This is a genomic window from Bradyrhizobium sp. 132, from assembly GCF_023074185.1.
Lineage (GTDB): Bacteria > Pseudomonadota > Alphaproteobacteria > Rhizobiales > Xanthobacteraceae > Bradyrhizobium.
On sequence record NZ_JADPKY010000086.1, the window covers coordinates 25,035 to 41,186 of the forward strand.

The following is a 16,152-nucleotide window of genomic DNA, read 5'->3' on the forward strand; positions in this document are numbered from 1 at the left end:
CCACCAAGACCGTGACGAAGATTAGGACGGATGGCTCTACCGTCAAACAGCTTATTGCGTCGGAAAGGGATCCTGAAACCGCTAATCCGGGGTGCGGTGCAGGAAGCTCTCGAAGCCACGATGGCGGAGGCGCTGGGCGAGGCGCGGCTGGGCTATCGCTCCGGCTACTATACCCGCTCGCTGATCACCCCGGGTGAAGGTGCCGCAGGACCGTCAGGGGCGGTTCTCGACCAAGCTGTTCAACGCTATCAGCGCTCGGAGAAGGCACTGGTAGCGGCGCTGGCGTTCGGACAGCAGTCTTGAATGGCCCCGGTTTTGCGACTGCACCGCATTTTGCGGCTTGGACGGGTTAACACCGAGGGCACAGTCGAGCGGCGGGAAAGAAAGGCTCGGGGCAGTATCAAAGCCTGAAAATCGGCAACTACGGACGCACTTGATCGTTGGTGCGACCTCAATCATCAAGCTTGGCAAGCGAGGCTCGAAAGTCCCGCTCTGGATTCGGACCATGCTGCAAAGACGGGCCGTCAAGCTCATAGCGGTGGAGTTCGCCAATAGCTTGCGCGCACCATATGGGCCTTGCTGGTCAGAGGCGGCATCTATCATGCGTCGCGTGCAATGCTGAAACCTAATCTTAAGAAGTCTCCGGCGGAAGAAGAAAGCTGCCGAGGAGGCAAGGTTCAAATCTGGATGAACCCCGAATGACGACATTCCCGGTCGCAATCAGACCGCCTGGCTTACTGCGCTTCGAGCGCGAGAAATTGATTGGCCGATTGCTTCCGCGGATATCATCGTGGCCAGCGGCCGGGCGCCGCGTTTATGACCGCACCGTCATCCCTTGTTCGACCAGAGAACGATCTTGCAGCCCGGGCCGTTCCACACATGAGTCAGAGCCCCTTTTGGATGCCGATCGGGGGTCCAGTCCAATGCCGAACGCCACCCGTGTCAGCCACGACGGGCTCGTGTGGATCAGTGGGAACTATTACAGCATACCCGACCATACGCGGCGCAGTGTCGAGGTGCAGCAATTGCCCGATGTAATCCCATTCTCGATCAAGCGCAATCGTTGCCGTCCATCCCGTTCTAGAGAAGGCCGCCGGCGAACTCGCGTCGCGCCCGAGCATCGACAGGCGGTCAACCGGTCTAGGTCGCGACCAGGCGTATCCGAAGCCCTCGTCGATCGGGCAGGCGATCACATGCCAAGGCGGTCGCTGGGTGTTACCGAGGTGTCGCAAGCGCCTCCCCCAATCGGAAGGCCGGCCATAACCATCCACGCGCAGCCGGCAGCGATCGACAGCGTCAAGAAAGGCCTAGTCGCACTCAACATGCCAGGTGCGCTCAGAATGCTGGACACCACGCTGCGGCGGATTGAAAGAGGGTGAGGTCACCTGGATTGAGGCGCTCGAAACGCTTATCGAGGAGCTGACCGTGCGCGACAGTCGCGGTGTCAGCACCGCGCTGAGAATGTCTCGCCTGACCACGGTCAAAAAGGCTCGCTGGCTTCGACTTCGCATTCCAGCTCGATCGCAATCGCATTCTGGCGCTTGCCCAATTGAAATTCATCTGCTTGCGACACCGGCAAGAGCGATCTCACGCCGGCACTCGCGGTCGAGGCCGTGAAGGCGGGAAAGAGCGTCGCGTTCGCCACGATCGCGGACATCGTGACGACCACCGTGCGCCAGCACCTGCGGTTCCTCGCCCGCGCCTCCCTCCTTGTCGTCGACGAAATCGGTTACCTCCCGGTCGCGCCTGGCGGCGGCAATCTGTTCTTCCAGTTGGAAGACGCCCGCTATGACAAGGGCGCGATGATCCTCAATTCAAACTGGCCACAGCAGTGCTTGATGGACTGCTTCCCCACGCAATTGTTATCACATCGAGGGATCGAGCTATCGGCTCCGCCAGCACGCCGCTCTCGTCTCGGAAAACGTCCGCTCGCCAACCCGCCGCAGCCCAAGCGCCGCGGCCGCCCGCCTGGAAGGACCAATGACTTAGCGGCTGATCCCCGAAGCACAATCGCCGTCACCCAGGGAAATCTGGACATTCTCACGGAAAGTTCGCTGCCCGTTGACAGAGGTCCATGATCGCCACCAGGTACAACAGCCATCTGCAGTCGAAACGTAAGTGATGTCGGCGAGCCAGATCCGGTTCGCTGCTGCGGCCCTAAAGTTGCGATCGATGAGGTTTGGCGCGATCGGCAGGCCATGACGGCTGTCGGCAACGCGGTGCGGCCGGGCCATCATGGCGCCGATGCCTTGCCGATGCATTAGGCATTCGATCCGGCCATGGCTGGCGCCAGGTCCTTGTGCCCGCAGCGCGGCATAGACCCGTGGGTTGCCGTCCCCGAGCGCCGCTGTCCTGATGAGATATCAGTCGAGAGCGCAGCATTGGTCGTCGTGCGTGCTCTGTCCGGACGCTCGCGCCAGGCGTGATAGCCGGCCGGCGAGACCTCGAGCAAGAGACAACAGAACCAATACGTCCGCTACTATTAGGTATGCCCGGGTCACTTGTGTAGGGCGGCAGCGCCAGCGCAGCGGGCGGGTGCTTGCATTGCGCGATATCGTGCACCGATCGTTGCGGACAACGTGATTTGGTCCGCGCAATCGGAATACGCTGCGCTGACGCGATTGCTTGTATTGCGGTTGTGGCTCACGAAGCGTCCCACGTTCTCAAGTTAACGCATTTAGTCTTGAGCGCATATAGGTCGCAGGTCCAGGCAGACGTTGACGAGCAATCAATGCGAGGCGCTTTCGCATCGACACGCAAGACCGATCCGCTGCGTTGATCTTCCGAGCTTTTTTGCTTCAACGCGTCGCGCAAAGCTCCTGGTCAGGAGTCCGGCCGATCGCGCACTCAATGCGTTCGCGCATAGCTGGATCGATATCTTTGGCGCCGAGCAACTTTGGCGCCGGCCGCTCTTGCATTTGAAGAGCTGGTCTATCCCAGCTAGCGCAACTGCAGAGCCCCAGAGTGGCGAAGAGAGCCGAGCACGAAAGCAGACAAAATGAACCCAAGCGCCACCGCGCTGCCTTACGAGGTGAATTCATGCGGTCCTTCTTAAATTGACTGCTGCGCCTGTGAATCGGGCGCAAGGAGCGTGTTGCTGAGTTCCTCGGACGGGGCGTCGTCGTCCTTTGCAGCTGCGAGTGTAATGGATCCAACAGGCTGGATTGTGAAGTCCGAGGCAAGGTCCTGATAGGATAGAACAGCAAGATCGATCCCATTACGGGTGAGAAAGCCGCGGACAAAGCGTCGAATATCCATCGAAGCAAGGATAACCGGCTTGATCTGCGCCCGAACTACGTTCGAATGGATGTGACGCATTTTTGAAAGCAGCGCCTCGCTTTGCCCGTCGCTCAAAACCAAGTAGGGTCCTTTGGCAGTCTCTCGAACCGCGCTGCGCACGATATCCTCGGTTTGACGTTCGATGACAAAGACCGGCACGACGCGGTGTGCGTTGGCATACCGGTGGCAGATTTGCCGTCTCAGACCGGAGCGAACATGTTCCGTGAGCAAGACGACGTTTTGTTCACGTCCGCTCCATTCGGCCAATGCCTCCAAAACCAGCCGTGTGTTCCGGATCGGAATACCCTCCTCCAGGAGGCGCCGCAAGACGTCGGCTACTTTAGGGATCGGCGTCGTACGCAACACCTCCTTGACCAGATCGGAATATTCCGTCTCCATGCGGCCCAGCAACTGGCGCGTCTCCTGGATACCCACCAAGCACTGTGCATAGCGGGTCAACGCCGAATGGACGCGCAAGGCCAGGATTTCAATGGGACGGTGGTGCCCGATGCCGGCTGCTTTGAGAGCCGGTGCATTGCTCTGTTCAATCCAGATTTGATCCGTCTCCCGGTCATGCCGAAACGGGATGCCACTCAATTCAATGTTGGCCGGATCGTCGTGGAGTGCGAGCTGGGTTGGATCAATTAACTCCTGCTCGACGGGCACGCCCTCGACATCCACCCTGTACTGCAGGTCTGGCAAGCGCTCGTCGACCTCGATGGGGATGCGCGGAATTGTGATGCCGAGATCAGACGAGATCAGTCCCGAAACGCGTGCAATGTGCTGTTGCAATTCTTCTTTGTCGATCGCCCGTGTCAGACTTGACGCAAGGAACAACGCGATGGGAAGCGCCTCCGCAGGCACGATTTCCTTGTTAGACTCTGTGGGAGCCGGGCGAGAGACATCAGCGCTTTTCTTGCCGCTTTGGGTCCCACCGTCGGCAAAGCTCGCTGCCGCAAAGACTGCAGCCAAGACGAGAAAGACAGGGAGCGGAAAACCCGGAATAGCCCCCATTACAACGAGGACGCAGGCAGACAGCCGCAATGCGTGCGAGTTTGCTGTGAGCTGGTTAACGATGTCGGTCCCAAGATTGAGCCTTACGACCCCATTTACACGAGTGATGATTGTCGCAGCTGTAATCGAGAGCAGCAGCGAGGGAATTTGTGAGATTAACGCATCACCTATGGTCAGCAGGGTATATTGATGCAGCGCCGCCTGGAAAGACATGCCCTTGGAGAGCAGGCCGATGGTGATCCCGCCCAGCATGTTGACGCAGATAACCACCAATCCTGCGATGGCGTCGCCCTTTACGAATTTCATGGCGCCATCCATAGCCCCGTAAAGCTGGCTTTCTTTCTCCAATGTAGCGCGCCGGCTGCGGGCTTCGTTCTGATCGATATGGCCATTGCGCAATTCCGCATCGATTCCCATCTGCTTGCCTGGCAGAGCATCGAGCGTGAACCGCGCCGCCACCTCCGCCACGCGTTCAGCCCCCTTGGCCACGACGATGAACTGCACCATGGTCACGACTAAAAATATGACAATACCAACGACGATATTCCCCGATATGACGAAATCACCGAACGTGCGAATGATGCTGCCCGCATCCCCCTCAGCCAAGATCAGCCGCGTCGTTGATACGGTGAGCGCCAGACGGAATACCGTGGAAATCAGAATGACGCCTGGCAAGGACGAGAAATCAAGTGGAGTGCTAATATAGAGAGCGACCATCAGCAGCAATATGGCGAAGCCCAGATTGAAGCCGACGAGCGTATCGATCGCCACTATCGGGATCGGCATGATCATCATGCCGACCGTCAGAAGCAGCATCAACGCGACCATCAAATCGGAGCTGGCCGACGCGCGCGCAATGATCTTACGCAGGACGCTGGTCATGGGGACCTTCCGATCGTTGATTGATCAGGCCAGTGCCGTCACGCAACGAGACATAGCGTTGGAAAGCGGCGAGCGCCTCGTCTATGAGGCCGGCCCGCCGCAGGGCGTGGCTACGCAACAGCATCAAAGAGATACGCGCCGAGGGTTCGTCATCAAGTGTGTTCAGCCTATCTATGACCTGCAACGCCTCACCTCCGAGACCTTCCAAGATGAGGGCATAGGCGAGAATCCGTAATAGATCGACATCTCGCGAGTCCTTGCCGACGATGAGTCGTAAGAGAGCCACGCATTCTGCGCTCTGCCCACATGCAAGGTGAAGATACGAAAGTGTACAGAGCAAATCGCGCTCCTGCCCGGAACTCAGTGAGTCGTTATCGGATTTGGAAACGTTGGTCGTCCGTTGCGCTCCATCGGAGTTGAACATTGTTAGGCTTCGATCAAGCTATTCCGATTCCGGCGGAGCAGCGCTAGCCAGTGCAGTCCCTGCCGTAGGACGACGATACCGCCCCCAGCTATCGGATCCGCAGGCGCGGCCGCCAGCTTATGGACGAGACCTTCCAGAACAATGCTATACCGCTCCGCCCGCAGCATGTCCGGATGACGAAGGCTTGGCGTGACGAAGGAGAGTAGATCGTGCGCGATATCGCGCCCGTAGAGCGATGCCATCCCAGCGCGTTGCTCGAGCTCATAAATGCGAGTGCGCATCTCGTTGAGACTGACACGCCCGACTGCATCAATATCTTTGGCCTCCGATGCGGCTTCGATCGCTAGATCCAGCGGCATATAGCGCGTGTTCAGATCGCCCCAGATCGACGCCAGCTCCTTCTCGCCGTTTGCACGAGCACCGTCCGCCTCACCTTTATTGGGTTGGATGGTCGGCCCTATCACTGGTTGATGATGGTGCTCGCTGAGTCTCTGCGAAGCAGTGCCAGGCCCGACATCGTAGCGGGACACCTTTGACATGACGATCTCCTTATCCTTCCTTCGGGCCCGGAAACCCTAATACGGAACGGCAACAACGCGGCCATTGCGGCTTAGCAGCACACGCCCATCCTCGATTCGAGTGACCGCCCATCCGTCGGCCAAGAGAGCGCCGACGAAATACTTCTGCCCACCGACAAGGAGATAGGGCTGGGGTCCGCGCGAAACAGCTTCGATCGCGATTGAGGATGGCTGCTTTTCCTCCTTGACGATCACTCCGTTCACCAGTGTCACCGCACCGTATGTACGACCATCGAACCATTGCTGGAGCTCCTGCCATTTCGCAACGGTTGCAGGCGTGACTTTTCCCTCAGCGCTAACAAAACCCGGCCCCGAACCAACCCTGATATCGAGCAGGCCCGCCTTATCAATTTCCTGTTTCAGCACTTCGGCCGCAGCCTGAGCTCGCCGATCGTCAGGCCGGTTCATACCCAGCTTGGGTACAAGCTCTGCGGCAGGCGGAGCAATGCCGGTCGGTGCACTTCCGCTGGCTTTGAAGAAAATCGTCGAGAGACTGCCTACGCCAAGAAAGCTGAGGAGCACGAGGGCGAGAGCTGAAATCCAAACGCGCGAGAGGCTGATCGACCGAGCCTCAATCGCATTCTGCATCGACCAGCGAATAGACATGGCGCCCGCACGAATGACGGCGGGAAGAAAAAGAACAACACGCTCACCTGCGGCGATATCCCCTTCGCCCTCTGGGGTGCTTACGGTCGCAAGAGCTTCAAGCTCGATTGAATTGCCAACGAGGGTGATACGTAGGTGATGCGGCTCAAGCCCTTGTTCGACGAAAACCATATCCGCGTCGAGGCCGCTACCGATAAGGCTCGTTCCGACAGCCGCCTTCCCGCTTAGCCCAGCATAAGGTCCCGACAGTACCTCGAAATGTAAGGAGGCGGCCTCATTCACGGACAATTCTCCGAACTATGAGGAGCACGGCAGGGCGATTGGTCGCACGACTCATTCCTAGGCCGCACCACTCACATCACCCCGACGACCGGAACGGCGGGGCGAGATTCGCCCCGCCTTTCACCGTTATCCGTTGACGCGCTCGCTGGCCGCCTTCCTCTCACTCGAGAGCTCGGTCGTCAGTGCACGCAACTTTATGTCCTGCACCATGGCCTGCTGGTTAACCGCCTTCAATTCGTCGATCAGTTTCTCGAAGGTACCCGTCCCACCAACGTTATCGGTCGCCGAGTTACCGACGCCGGGACCCGCGGACTTGGTATCAGTCTTGCTAGCAGTCTTGCCATCAGTCTTGCTATCATGGGAGTCGTGGACACCACCAGTAGAAGGGCTAGTAGAGCTTGTTTTGGTCATATCGCTTCACCTTCCGTTTTTTGCTGCCATCAATGGCAACACTCCACTGACGTCGAAGAACCGGCGTCAGGTATCCTCTTCTGTTTCAGCTATAGCTTCGCGAAGATTTGACATGTTTCGCTCCATCGCCTGCATCGCGACGTTGGCAAGAACCGAACCGAACGCCGATTCGAACTTCTGACGATCAGCTACCGACTGCGAGCTGCCAGTGTCAGAATTGGTATGGATCACGCCTTCGATTGCCCCGGCCATCTGGTGCCTCTCACTTCAGTTCCGCCAAAACGGTGGTATCACCACCGAGCGATTCACATTGCTCACGCTACTGGGACTAGCTGTCGAGAAGCTGACGAGAATGAGAACAACCTCACTATCGTCAAGTGAACCCAGCTGAGAGCGCGCATTCGCAGGTACATGCCGCGACTGCCACCGCGCCAATTTCTCGGCCCCACTTTCAATCTCTACATAATGCCGACGAGCGCCAGATCGCGGCGCCGGCCCAACGCACCTCATCACATTGCTCGATCAGCAATGGTGTGATGGCAAGTCAGAGGCAAAACCGCGCGCAGTTGGAAATGCTACCGCGGGAATCGGTGGTGATGTTGTTTCGTGGCCCCACAGCGATCGTCACTCGGGACTCACGACCGCAGGCACCTGCTTTGCGAAAGCGTCGGAGCAGCGTCGTGCCTGCACATGCTCTGAGCCGGAGATGAGTTTCATGAGCACGATGACGCCTCTCCGGGATGTTAAGACGACCGACATTGGCTCGTCCTGCTCCGTCTAAAAGTCGTCAGCTTCTCGAAAGCTCGCCCCCTTAACCTGAAAGCCTCGATCTTACGATGTCGATGCCAAGTATTTACCGCAATGGAATGGAAATGAACCTAATGCAGCTCAACAGCGTTTCGCTGCCCGCCAGTGCAGATCCAGCTCTGTTCGGGCTTGTTCCGGGGGCTTCGTCGGCCTTGGGATCATCCGCGCAGACCCCCGGCCAGATTCGGGAAGGCGAACCTTCGATGTTCGAGGCGATGGTATCCATCTGCTCGCGGGAAGAGAAATCCGACGTTCCCTCCACGCCACCGGATCTACTGCAATCAGAGCGACAGATCCCGCAGGATTCGCTGGACCAGTTGTCAGCGCACTCGAAGGCGGCGATCGAGGCGGTGATGAAGGATCCGGTTTTTTCTTCCTCGGTCGATTCCTCCTCGGTCGATTCCTCTTCGGTCGACACCCCTGGTGCAGACGCATCGTCGACGGCTGCTCCATCGCCTGACGTACCGAGCACTCCAATCCCAAGCTCTAGGATCACGTGGAACGGCGGCACGCTCACCAATGCCGAGTTGCAGATCGTGGCAGTGCTGAACCGGCACAAGGACCAATGCCCACTCAGCTGGGACTCGATGGCAGCCAAGGCCAGCGATCCGTCGACGCCCCCGGATCTGAAGGAGGCGATCGAAGGATTGCGACGCGATCCAGAGCTCTTCTATGCGATTGGCTCCCAAGGGGACGGGCGCTGCGGCGGCAAGATCAAGGCCAAGGATCTGTCAGAGTTTTCCGCCAGCCATTCGCAGGTTGCTACATTCCAGGAGCAGCAAGCGCAAAGCTACGAGCAGAACTATATTCCATCCGACGGCACCTCGAATGGACAAGCATCGGTCATGACGTTGAATGATGCATTGCGCGAGCTTTACAAGTATTCTGACTACCTGCCCAAGAATTTGAGCCTGGGCGATTTCAAGCGGATCGTCGACGGCAAAGCCGACATCGGTAAGTGTCCGCCTCAGCTGATCGCGGCGGCTCAACACTTCCTCGAGCACCCGGACGCCTGGAAGCAGTTGTGCGGTGGTGCGACTGATAAAATCCACAAGGAAGACTTCTTGCAAGTCGCCTCCTCGTCGATGAATTCCACGCAAAGCGAGCTGAACACGCTCGACACGATCAACAAGAATCAGAACGCCTTCTTCGGGGACGGTGACCTGACACGACACAAGTTGGCGAGTATGGTCGAGGACAAGACTCTCGACCCGAAGATACGAGAAGCGGCATCGCAACTGCTTTCGGACCCGATCTTGTTCCGTTTGCTAAACAATTCGATTACGGGCTACAAGACCCATCAGGAGTTCTTCGATTTAGGCGGCGGGCATACGGTCGACTCCGGTAATATCAGCAACAACGACTTCAGGCACTTCTATAGCAACATGTCACCTGCGAACCATACCGTTCAGCAGATCAAGACCCATGTCACCAAGACCGCCGCTGAACAAAATGCAGTCACAGACATGTTGATGGGGGTATCCGACCAACCCGATGTCGCGTCTCCGAAGAAGAATGGCGGGGTCCTCATGCATGCGGTCGACGACGTAGCCAAGGTGGGCTCGAAGGTGCTCGACTGGGAGGCCACGGCAGTAGGCCTGCTCGGCGTCGTTCCGGGACTGGGCGAGTTGGCCGATGGCATATCGATGGTGCTCGAGCTCGAGTCGCAAGCATTGAGCCTTCTGCATACGGGCATTAGCGGAGGTGATATGAAACAGGCTCTGAAAGAGGTTGGCCTTAATCTTGCGGGGCAGGCCATTAGCTTTGTCGCTGGGCCCGAGGTCAAATTCGCGCTGCGCGAGGGCCTCGCAAAGGAGATGCTCGAACAGACCGTGCAGTTCGGCCTCGATACGGCGATCTCGAAAGTGCAGTCCTATGCCGAGGACCATTTGGACGACCTGAAGGCACGCCTTAGCGAGCCCATGCAGGCCGCAGGCGTTCCGAGTCAGGTCGCTACGCCGCCGTCGTCTCAGAAGGAGGCCTGAAAGGCCAGTTGCGGGTAAGGTGCGATTCGTATCTACCTTTTCAGGGACGGACGCTTGCAACTTCTGCGCCGCTCGACAGTACGGCCTCGAGAAAGTCGGTATGTGCCACGTCATCAGGGCGAAGCCGCCGCTCGGCAAGCGGCGGAAGAACGCGCGCTGCACTCGAGGCGCACCCCACGCGCGATGAAAGTCGCCTGTAAAAGCCGCCGAGCGCGGTGTTTGTACGGCCCACGGTTACGGCAGCAAGGCGAAGAAGTGCCGCCGCCCTAGCGCCGGATCCGCGCGTTCGGGACGAGAGCATTCTGCCGCCGGACACCTTGTCGTTCGGCGCCAGTCCCAGCCAGGAGGTAAAATGCTTTGCACTTCGCCACGAGGAGAGGTCGTCGCCCCATTCAGCGATCAGCTTCAGCGAGAGGTAAGGACCGAGGCCGTCGAGCGTGGTGATGTCCTTTCCGAGCAACGGAACAGCGCCACGCGGACGTTCGTAAGCTAGAGCGTTCGCCTGATCGGTTCGATTCCGACGCGCCTTCAACACGGCTTCGATCCGGGGCGTCGCAGACAGATGCTTTCTCGTGGTAGGGGTCCTAAAGCGCAAGTGCCTGCTCGAGCGCAAACAGGCGCTCGGCGCGATAGCTTCCGGTGAGCGCGTTCACGATCGTCTCCGCGCTAGCGTGGCAACTGTAATGGCGCAAGCACGCCAGCGCCTCAGGATCGCGCGGATGAGGCGCAGCCGGTGGCGCCGGTGATGTCGGCGAGACCTGGGAGTTGAAGATTATCTCCGTCAAGGCCTTGTGCATATGCTTGATGTGGGAGGCCGCGTACCCAATCAGACGCTCGCGCTGGCGCACGTAGGCTCGCAGCTCCGCAATCTGTCCTTTGGGCCGAAAGCTGGCTCGCGACAGCCCAAACGAATGGAGCCGCTGCAGCCACTGCGCATCGGTGATATCGGGCTGCCTCGAGCATCGGCACCACTTCTGACTCAAAACACATCGGCCAACCGGTCCGGCCGGCGACGGCCGCGCCACCCTTCTTCTGCGATGGTAGGCGGGGTTGTTCTGGGTCCGATACGCGGTTGACGGACTAAACGACGCCTTGGCGGCGGCCACTGGCGGGCTGACGGTACTTCGTGTAGAGCCTTCTGTCGTTGCCGCCCGTGATGCAAGAAGTTTCTGACCCGTTCGGCGTGTGGACGATGCGCTCTTCTGTCAGGCCTTCCTTTACGGCGTCCTCAGAAGCCGCTGGCCGGTATGGTGATCCGCGGATCAAGTCCAATTCTCATCTCCGAGCACCTCGACTCTTCAGCTCTAACTGGTTTTCCTGATCCAGATCTGTTCGATCGTTCCGCCCATTAGGGTCGTCCCCTTCTCACACCCTTCACCAACGTCAGGCTATTTCGTGCTGCATTCGTCATGATGCCGTCACCTCCTGCGCTGGGTTCCGATAATCCACCTTCCGGGTGGCCATGGCCCAAATCGTCCGAGCCATCTTGGTCGCGAAGGCGATCGCCACGAGCAGTGCGCGGCTTCCGCGAGAGCGTTTCGGCGAGCACAAGAGCTGCGTTTGCGCTCAGGTAATCTACCACTTCGCCGGCGGCCAGACCGTCGTCCGCCACTGATCCAGCAGAGCTGGCTCGAGACCGGAAGACGAGCCGCGGGCGTGGTAGTCGATGGCTCAGCTCCGGCTGCCTGTCTTCTCGACTCGGCTTCGGAAGGCGGAGCTTCCATGAGTTCGAGCACGGCGCGCCCCTTCCTACGCCAACCGCCGTTCAGGCGCTCGTCGAACGGCAGTGCCACGTAGTAGGCGACGTCATCCGGAGTCACTCTCGCGATCGCGTTGCGCGCCACGCGCCCACCCGAATATCCAGTCGACACTGCGTGCAGTTCGCTGCCTCGGACTGGGAGTGCCACCAGGTCGAGCAAGCCATCCAGCGCACGAGACGCTCGGGCGGCGGTGGAAGTCGCTTTCCTCGCGGCGAGCTCGACGCCTCGGCGGGTCCGAGTGCCCCGCATCATGTTCCCCTTGCGACGTGCCGCTTGCACCAGTCCAGCACCTCCTCGCCTCGTGCTGGGTGGACAACGTGGAAGCCTGCATCGCGCAACGCCTCGACGATACGCGGTCGAGCTGCCCAAAGGGGTCGGATTTTCCCTTTATGCGCTGGCGTCAGCTTACGGACAGCTAAGCTGTCTATCAAGCGGGTAAGGTCTAACGACCTGAAGCAATGCAAGACGTATGATCCAGGTGCAGTCGTCATGTACGGTCGAGTTAACAATTGGCCCGATATTCCGGCCGAAGAAAGATATCATCGGGCAGCAAACGCTGAGGAAGCGGGTGCCGAAAGCCAGGGCTTCGCGGATGCGTTCGCTAGAACGCGATTGCAGGAGTCCGCTGGCAGCTCACCTTCGCAACCGAGTTATTCCCTCGTTCGAAAACCTCCTGTGGTCGAGATCGACAGAGCTACCTTCAGGACAGAAGTGAGGACCTTTCATGGCGACGCAATCAACCGCATCGCCAACAATCCACACGAGTACTCGGAATTTGTATCCGCAAGAGCTAAGCGCACAGCAGAGGTCGCTAAGGAATACGGTATCAGAAGAGATTCAGAAGACGCCCGATATTACAGCTACCAATTAGGAAATGTGAGCGTTGGCCTCCAAAGAACGGAGGCCGGATTCAACATGACTGAGTTCGAAAGCGATAAGTGGCGAAAACAGTTCCCTGGACGAAGTGAAGTCACCTCAATTGTTGATTTTCAGGTTGCTCATCCGCTTGTCGCGAACGCCGGCGATATTCTGCTCGAACATCAACTTCGGCAAGACGGCGAACGACCATTGGTGAACTGGCGTCCTGCTAATGCAGAAGCGAAGGCCCGCGCAGAGACAATGGGCTTCGTTGAAGTGGACGAGGACGACATGGTACTTGACCCCACTCAGTCCGCCCAGTGGACAAAAAACAGCCTCGGTGAATGGCAGCGGGCAACTAAATCTCAGCTTTATCTCTCCAAGGTCGATAGTGATACTGAGGTTGCAGCAGATTCCGAAGAGGATGGTGACTTTATGTAATGCCCAGATCCGCAGGCATTCATGTTTGGGCAGGCGGTGGAGCAAGGAGCGCAGGCAAACGGAGAGCTGCGGCAAAGGTCAAGCCTCAGCCGAGCGAAACCGACAATTCGACTGGATCCGCGAGGTACTTTGTAACAAGGCACCAATGTTCACCATCAGGCCCGTCCGAAGTGATTTCGCCGTTTGATGCGCCAATCTGAGGGAGATAGGGTGTCTCGGCCAATTCGGTCGAAGACACCAAATCAGGAGAGATGTCGAGCGAATTGAGCCACAGCAGCCATGCGCTCTGATCCTGGCGCTAAGCTCTGCGCCGCTGCCGCCGACCTTAAAGGACGGACGTGTTGACCGGCGCGATGTGGCCCGTCCTGAACCGGCTTAATGCCAGATGCGATCTCGACAAGCTTGTGTGCGGCGGCTTCGGAGCCAAGCTAGCCTGATCGGCGGAAATCTCATCAGGCTCGGACTGACTCGCTGCCGCCAAGCATCGTGGAATCGTCGCCGCTAAGAAGGCGGTTTGAGCGCCTGCGACCGGACACCTGCTTGCCACAGGATGATCAGGATTGATGTCAGCAAATCCCTCAGCCAGGCGATCACGCGGCGGAGGTTGTGGCTGACGGCGGTGAGGATGACGTTGCTGGCATCGCACACACGCCCCTTGGGATCGCAGCGGCCGAGGTGGCCGTCGCTCTTCATGTGGGCAATGATGGGCTCGATGGCTGAACGGCGCCGGAGCTCGCGCTCGATGACGCCGAAGACGCCGGAGCGGCCATGCTCCGCCTGTGATCGACACGATGCTTGCCACGACCGCGAAAGGCCGGTCCTCGGAGGGATGGGCCCTGAATGGCGAACGAAAATCGGGCGAGGCCGAAGCCTGGCCCGGTGCGGCTCAACGGAACGCCTCCATCTGCAGCTCGGACGCCATGCGATCCACGGTCTGGCCCGGATTTTCGACCGGACGCCTCGAAATCAATGGTCGTGCTGAAGCCTTCGCCGTGTTCGATCTGGGGGCAGCACCGGGAAAGCCGCTATGGCCAGGCTCATCGACTTCGGCCGGGGTCTCGGATCAGGGGAAAGGTGCGGGATGGGTCACCAGGAAACCTGAGAGATCCCGTTGTTGTCCACATGGAAAGCCCGCGCGGAGCGCCGGCGTTAACAACGCTCCTGGCCCCATGTCCGGACTTTGTGGCGCGTCAATCAACTTGAGACAAGGCGGCCAAGTTAAGCGATAATTGACGCTGGCCGCCGGCTTGGCAAGCGCTGATTGACACTGCGCGACAATGAAGCGGTACTGCCGTATGCCTCATGGAGGAGTGTTCCCGAAGAAGCGATCGTTGGCTCATTTATTTTGCTCCCGAGAAGACGGACGGCCGGTACCTGGGAGGCCGGTCCAGCTGGCCGGGTTGCGCAACGACCGGCCTCCCTCCTCATCGAACCGCCCTGGATGATCTTCCGATCCAAACAGCAGCGCGCTTGCCTCCTCGCTGCGCCAGGATTTGACGCGGCGCTGAAGCGTTCGCAGCAACTTATCCGGATAGCAGATATTCCGCCTGCAGCCTTATCAGGAGCTCGGCGCCGTTTCGCCACGGCTCGGCCTTGAACCACTCCTGCAGCTGTGGGGTCGCCTAAACGAGCGGATCAGGGGACGACGACCTCGCTTCGCTTTGAGGATCGGACGGTCCGTCCGTCGAGATGCGCCCTCTTTCCAAGCCGTTCGCAAGCTGTCGAGGAAGAAGTCGATGGGCGGGGCCGCAGTAATGGAATCGCCCGACGACTTCACGTCGGCAAGGTCGGCCAGACGTTGCTGCGCAGACCGAATGTTACGGAGCAACGCGACCGGGTCCAAGCTGAAGCAGATTTCCTGCAGTCGGGCCAGAACCGCATCGGAGGTATGTGGGTTAGCTGTCAGCCGCTCATGCGGCGGCGTCGGTGCCACTATTAGATTTACGGACGCGTGCGCCATCGCGCTATCAGCTTGAATGACGGCTGTAAGAAGTTCACGAACAGGCGCACTGAGCGATAGAGTTCTGCGAGCAACGCAGCCGAGCTATCGCCAAATTTTGGTGACGGCCGGAGCCGGTCAGGCGGCGGCGGTTATGGGCTGACGGTCGGTCGGCTTGGCGATGACCTCGATCCCATCATTGAATGTCACACCGACAACGAGTTTTGGCAACTGGTTGTGGCCATCGAGACGAGGCCAGCTTCTCTGCGCGGCCTCGAGCAGTTTGAAGACCATCGCGAGTGCCGTCTTGTTGGACAGGCAGCCCTTCGATCGGATGGTGCGGTGGCGAACGGTGGCGAAGGTGCTTTCGATGGGGTTGGTAATCGGTATGAGATTTCTCGGTGCCAACGTTCCGCTGCGGTGTTCTGCGTCGTGGCGTATGGTGCGACCATCGGGACAGAGGCACCGGGAGCACGATGTGCGGGCAGGCCGATGCATTCGATGAGCCGCGAGCTCGAGTTAGTAGCTGGCCGCCTCTGCGACTCGCCCGGTTGCGCTGAGAGCGCGAATCCGTAGTTGTCGTGTCGCCCGTAGCTCCCGTCATGTGGTCTGATTGGCAGGAGGTGCGAATGCGACGGGTGATTGGCATCGAGGTCCACCGAACTTTCGGGGAGGTGGTGATTTGGGAGGATGGCAGGCTCCGACATGCGGGCCGGGTTGATATGACGCGGACTGCGTTGGAGGGATTTGGCAAGACCCTGCTGGCCAGTGATGAGGTGGTGGTCGAAGCGACCGGCAACAGCATGGCGGTATCGCGGGTTCTGGCACCGTTCGTGGCACGGGTGATTATCGCCAATCCGCTGCAGGTGAAGGCGATCGCCCAGGC

General features: G+C 59.2%; 13 protein-coding genes and 4 pseudogenes. 6 read left to right on the forward strand and 11 right to left on the reverse strand.

What is annotated here, in order from left to right; genetic code table 11:
- The first annotated feature begins 96 nt into the window (after window positions 1-96).
- From IVA74_RS14695 to IVA74_RS41055, 3 genes are all read left to right on the forward strand, one after another.
- Window positions 97-303 carry a transposase gene (locus IVA74_RS14695; protein WP_247344786.1) on the forward strand — a complete coding sequence of 69 codons (207 nt, stop codon included), beginning with the start codon at window positions 97-99 and terminating at the stop codon, window positions 301-303.
- A 37-nt stretch (window positions 304-340) separates the two neighbouring features.
- Window positions 341-622, forward strand: a complete 282-nt coding sequence (locus tag IVA74_RS14700; RefSeq protein ID WP_247344788.1) for a transposase — start codon at window positions 341-343, stop codon at window positions 620-622.
- Between the two features lie 991 nt (window positions 623-1,613).
- Window positions 1,614-2,078: an ATP-binding protein gene (locus IVA74_RS41055; RefSeq protein WP_346730948.1), complete on the forward strand. Its 465-nt coding sequence runs from the start codon at window positions 1,614-1,616 to the stop codon at window positions 2,076-2,078.
- Window positions 2,079-3,051: 973 nt separating this feature from the next.
- Here IVA74_RS41055 and sctV read toward each other — a convergent pair.
- The 6 genes from sctV to IVA74_RS14735 all read right to left on the reverse strand — a co-directional run bounded on the left by sctV (window position 3,052) and on the right by IVA74_RS14735 (window position 7,728).
- Window positions 3,052-5,175, reverse strand: a complete 2,124-nt coding sequence (gene sctV, locus IVA74_RS14710; protein WP_247344790.1) for a type III secretion system export apparatus subunit SctV — start codon at window positions 5,173-5,175, stop codon at window positions 3,052-3,054.
- Window positions 5,156-5,599: a hypothetical protein gene (locus tag IVA74_RS14715; protein ID WP_018458377.1), complete on the reverse strand. Its 444-nt coding sequence runs from the start codon at window positions 5,597-5,599 to the stop codon at window positions 5,156-5,158. The genes sctV and IVA74_RS14715 overlap by 20 nt, the downstream gene beginning before the upstream one ends.
- 2 nt (window positions 5,600-5,601) lie before the next feature.
- Window positions 5,602-6,138, reverse strand: coding sequence for a hypothetical protein (locus tag IVA74_RS14720; protein WP_247344792.1), 537 nt, complete (start codon window positions 6,136-6,138; stop codon window positions 5,602-5,604).
- Between the two features lie 36 nt (window positions 6,139-6,174).
- Window positions 6,175-7,065, reverse strand: a complete 891-nt coding sequence (locus IVA74_RS14725) for a hypothetical protein (RefSeq protein WP_018458379.1) — start codon at window positions 7,063-7,065, stop codon at window positions 6,175-6,177.
- A 126-nt stretch (window positions 7,066-7,191) separates the two neighbouring features.
- Window positions 7,192-7,476: a hypothetical protein gene (locus IVA74_RS14730; RefSeq protein WP_247344795.1), complete on the reverse strand. Its 285-nt coding sequence runs from the start codon at window positions 7,474-7,476 to the stop codon at window positions 7,192-7,194.
- Between the two features lie 66 nt (window positions 7,477-7,542).
- Entirely contained in the window at window positions 7,543-7,728 is a 186-nt protein-coding gene (locus IVA74_RS14735; protein WP_247290861.1) for a hypothetical protein, read from the reverse strand.
- Between the two features lie 584 nt (window positions 7,729-8,312).
- Here IVA74_RS14735 and IVA74_RS14740 point away from each other — a divergent pair.
- A complete protein-coding gene (locus IVA74_RS14740; RefSeq protein ID WP_276577015.1) occupies window positions 8,313-10,268 on the forward strand; it encodes an HrpF/NolX family T3SS translocon protein in 1,956 nt (651 codons plus the stop codon).
- Window positions 10,269-10,308: 40 nt separating this feature from the next.
- On the opposite strand, the gene IVA74_RS14745 is transcribed toward IVA74_RS14740, so the two are convergent.
- Together IVA74_RS14745 and IVA74_RS14750 are read right to left on the reverse strand one after the other, a co-directional pair.
- Complete coding sequence (locus IVA74_RS14745; RefSeq protein WP_247344797.1) at window positions 10,309-10,728, reverse strand: IS110 family transposase; 420 nt, start codon at window positions 10,726-10,728, stop codon at window positions 10,309-10,311.
- A gap of 124 nt (window positions 10,729-10,852) precedes the next feature.
- Window positions 10,853-11,116 carry a hypothetical protein gene (locus IVA74_RS14750; RefSeq protein ID WP_247344799.1) on the reverse strand — a complete coding sequence of 88 codons (264 nt, stop codon included), beginning with the start codon at window positions 11,114-11,116 and terminating at the stop codon, window positions 10,853-10,855.
- 1,401 nt (window positions 11,117-12,517) lie between these two features.
- Here IVA74_RS14750 and IVA74_RS14755 point away from each other — a divergent pair.
- Window positions 12,518-13,327, forward strand: a complete 810-nt coding sequence (locus tag IVA74_RS14755) for an effector protein NopP (RefSeq protein WP_247290864.1) — start codon at window positions 12,518-12,520, stop codon at window positions 13,325-13,327.
- A gap of 501 nt (window positions 13,328-13,828) precedes the next feature.
- Here the strand turns inward: IVA74_RS14755 and IVA74_RS14760 are convergent.
- The 3 pseudogenes from IVA74_RS14760 to IVA74_RS14770 all read right to left on the reverse strand — a co-directional run.
- Window positions 13,829-14,092, reverse strand: a pseudogene (locus tag IVA74_RS14760) (IS5/IS1182 family transposase); the annotation flags it as partial.
- A gap of 682 nt (window positions 14,093-14,774) precedes the next feature.
- A pseudogene (locus IVA74_RS14765) lies at window positions 14,775-15,370 on the reverse strand (ISNCY family transposase); the annotation flags it as partial.
- Between the two features lie 34 nt (window positions 15,371-15,404).
- A pseudogene (locus tag IVA74_RS14770) lies at window positions 15,405-15,647 on the reverse strand (IS256 family transposase); the annotation flags it as partial.
- Between the two features lie 248 nt (window positions 15,648-15,895).
- Between IVA74_RS14770 and IVA74_RS14775 the strand changes: the two are divergent.
- Window positions 15,896-16,152: pseudogene (locus IVA74_RS14775) on the forward strand (IS110 family transposase); the annotation flags it as partial.

Excerpts from the sequence above, each read along its gene's own strand:
- sctV (WP_247344790.1), bottom strand. The coding sequence starts at position 5,175 with ATGACCAGCGTCCTGCGTAAGATCATTGCGCGCGCGTCGGCCAGCTCC.
- IVA74_RS14715 (WP_018458377.1), bottom strand. The coding sequence starts at position 5,599 with ATGTTCAACTCCGATGGAGCGCAACGGACGACCAACGTTTCCAAATCC.
- IVA74_RS14720 (WP_247344792.1), bottom strand. The coding sequence starts at position 6,138 with ATGTCAAAGGTGTCCCGCTACGATGTCGGGCCTGGCACTGCTTCGCAG.
- IVA74_RS14730 (WP_247344795.1), bottom strand. The coding sequence starts at position 7,476 with ATGACCAAAACAAGCTCTACTAGCCCTTCTACTGGTGGTGTCCACGAC.
- IVA74_RS14735 (WP_247290861.1), bottom strand. The coding sequence starts at position 7,728 with ATGGCCGGGGCAATCGAAGGCGTGATCCATACCAATTCTGACACTGGC.
- IVA74_RS14740 (WP_276577015.1), top strand. The coding sequence starts at position 8,313 with ATGTCGATGCCAAGTATTTACCGCAATGGAATGGAAATGAACCTAATG.
- IVA74_RS14755 (WP_247290864.1), top strand. The coding sequence starts at position 12,518 with ATGTACGGTCGAGTTAACAATTGGCCCGATATTCCGGCCGAAGAAAGA.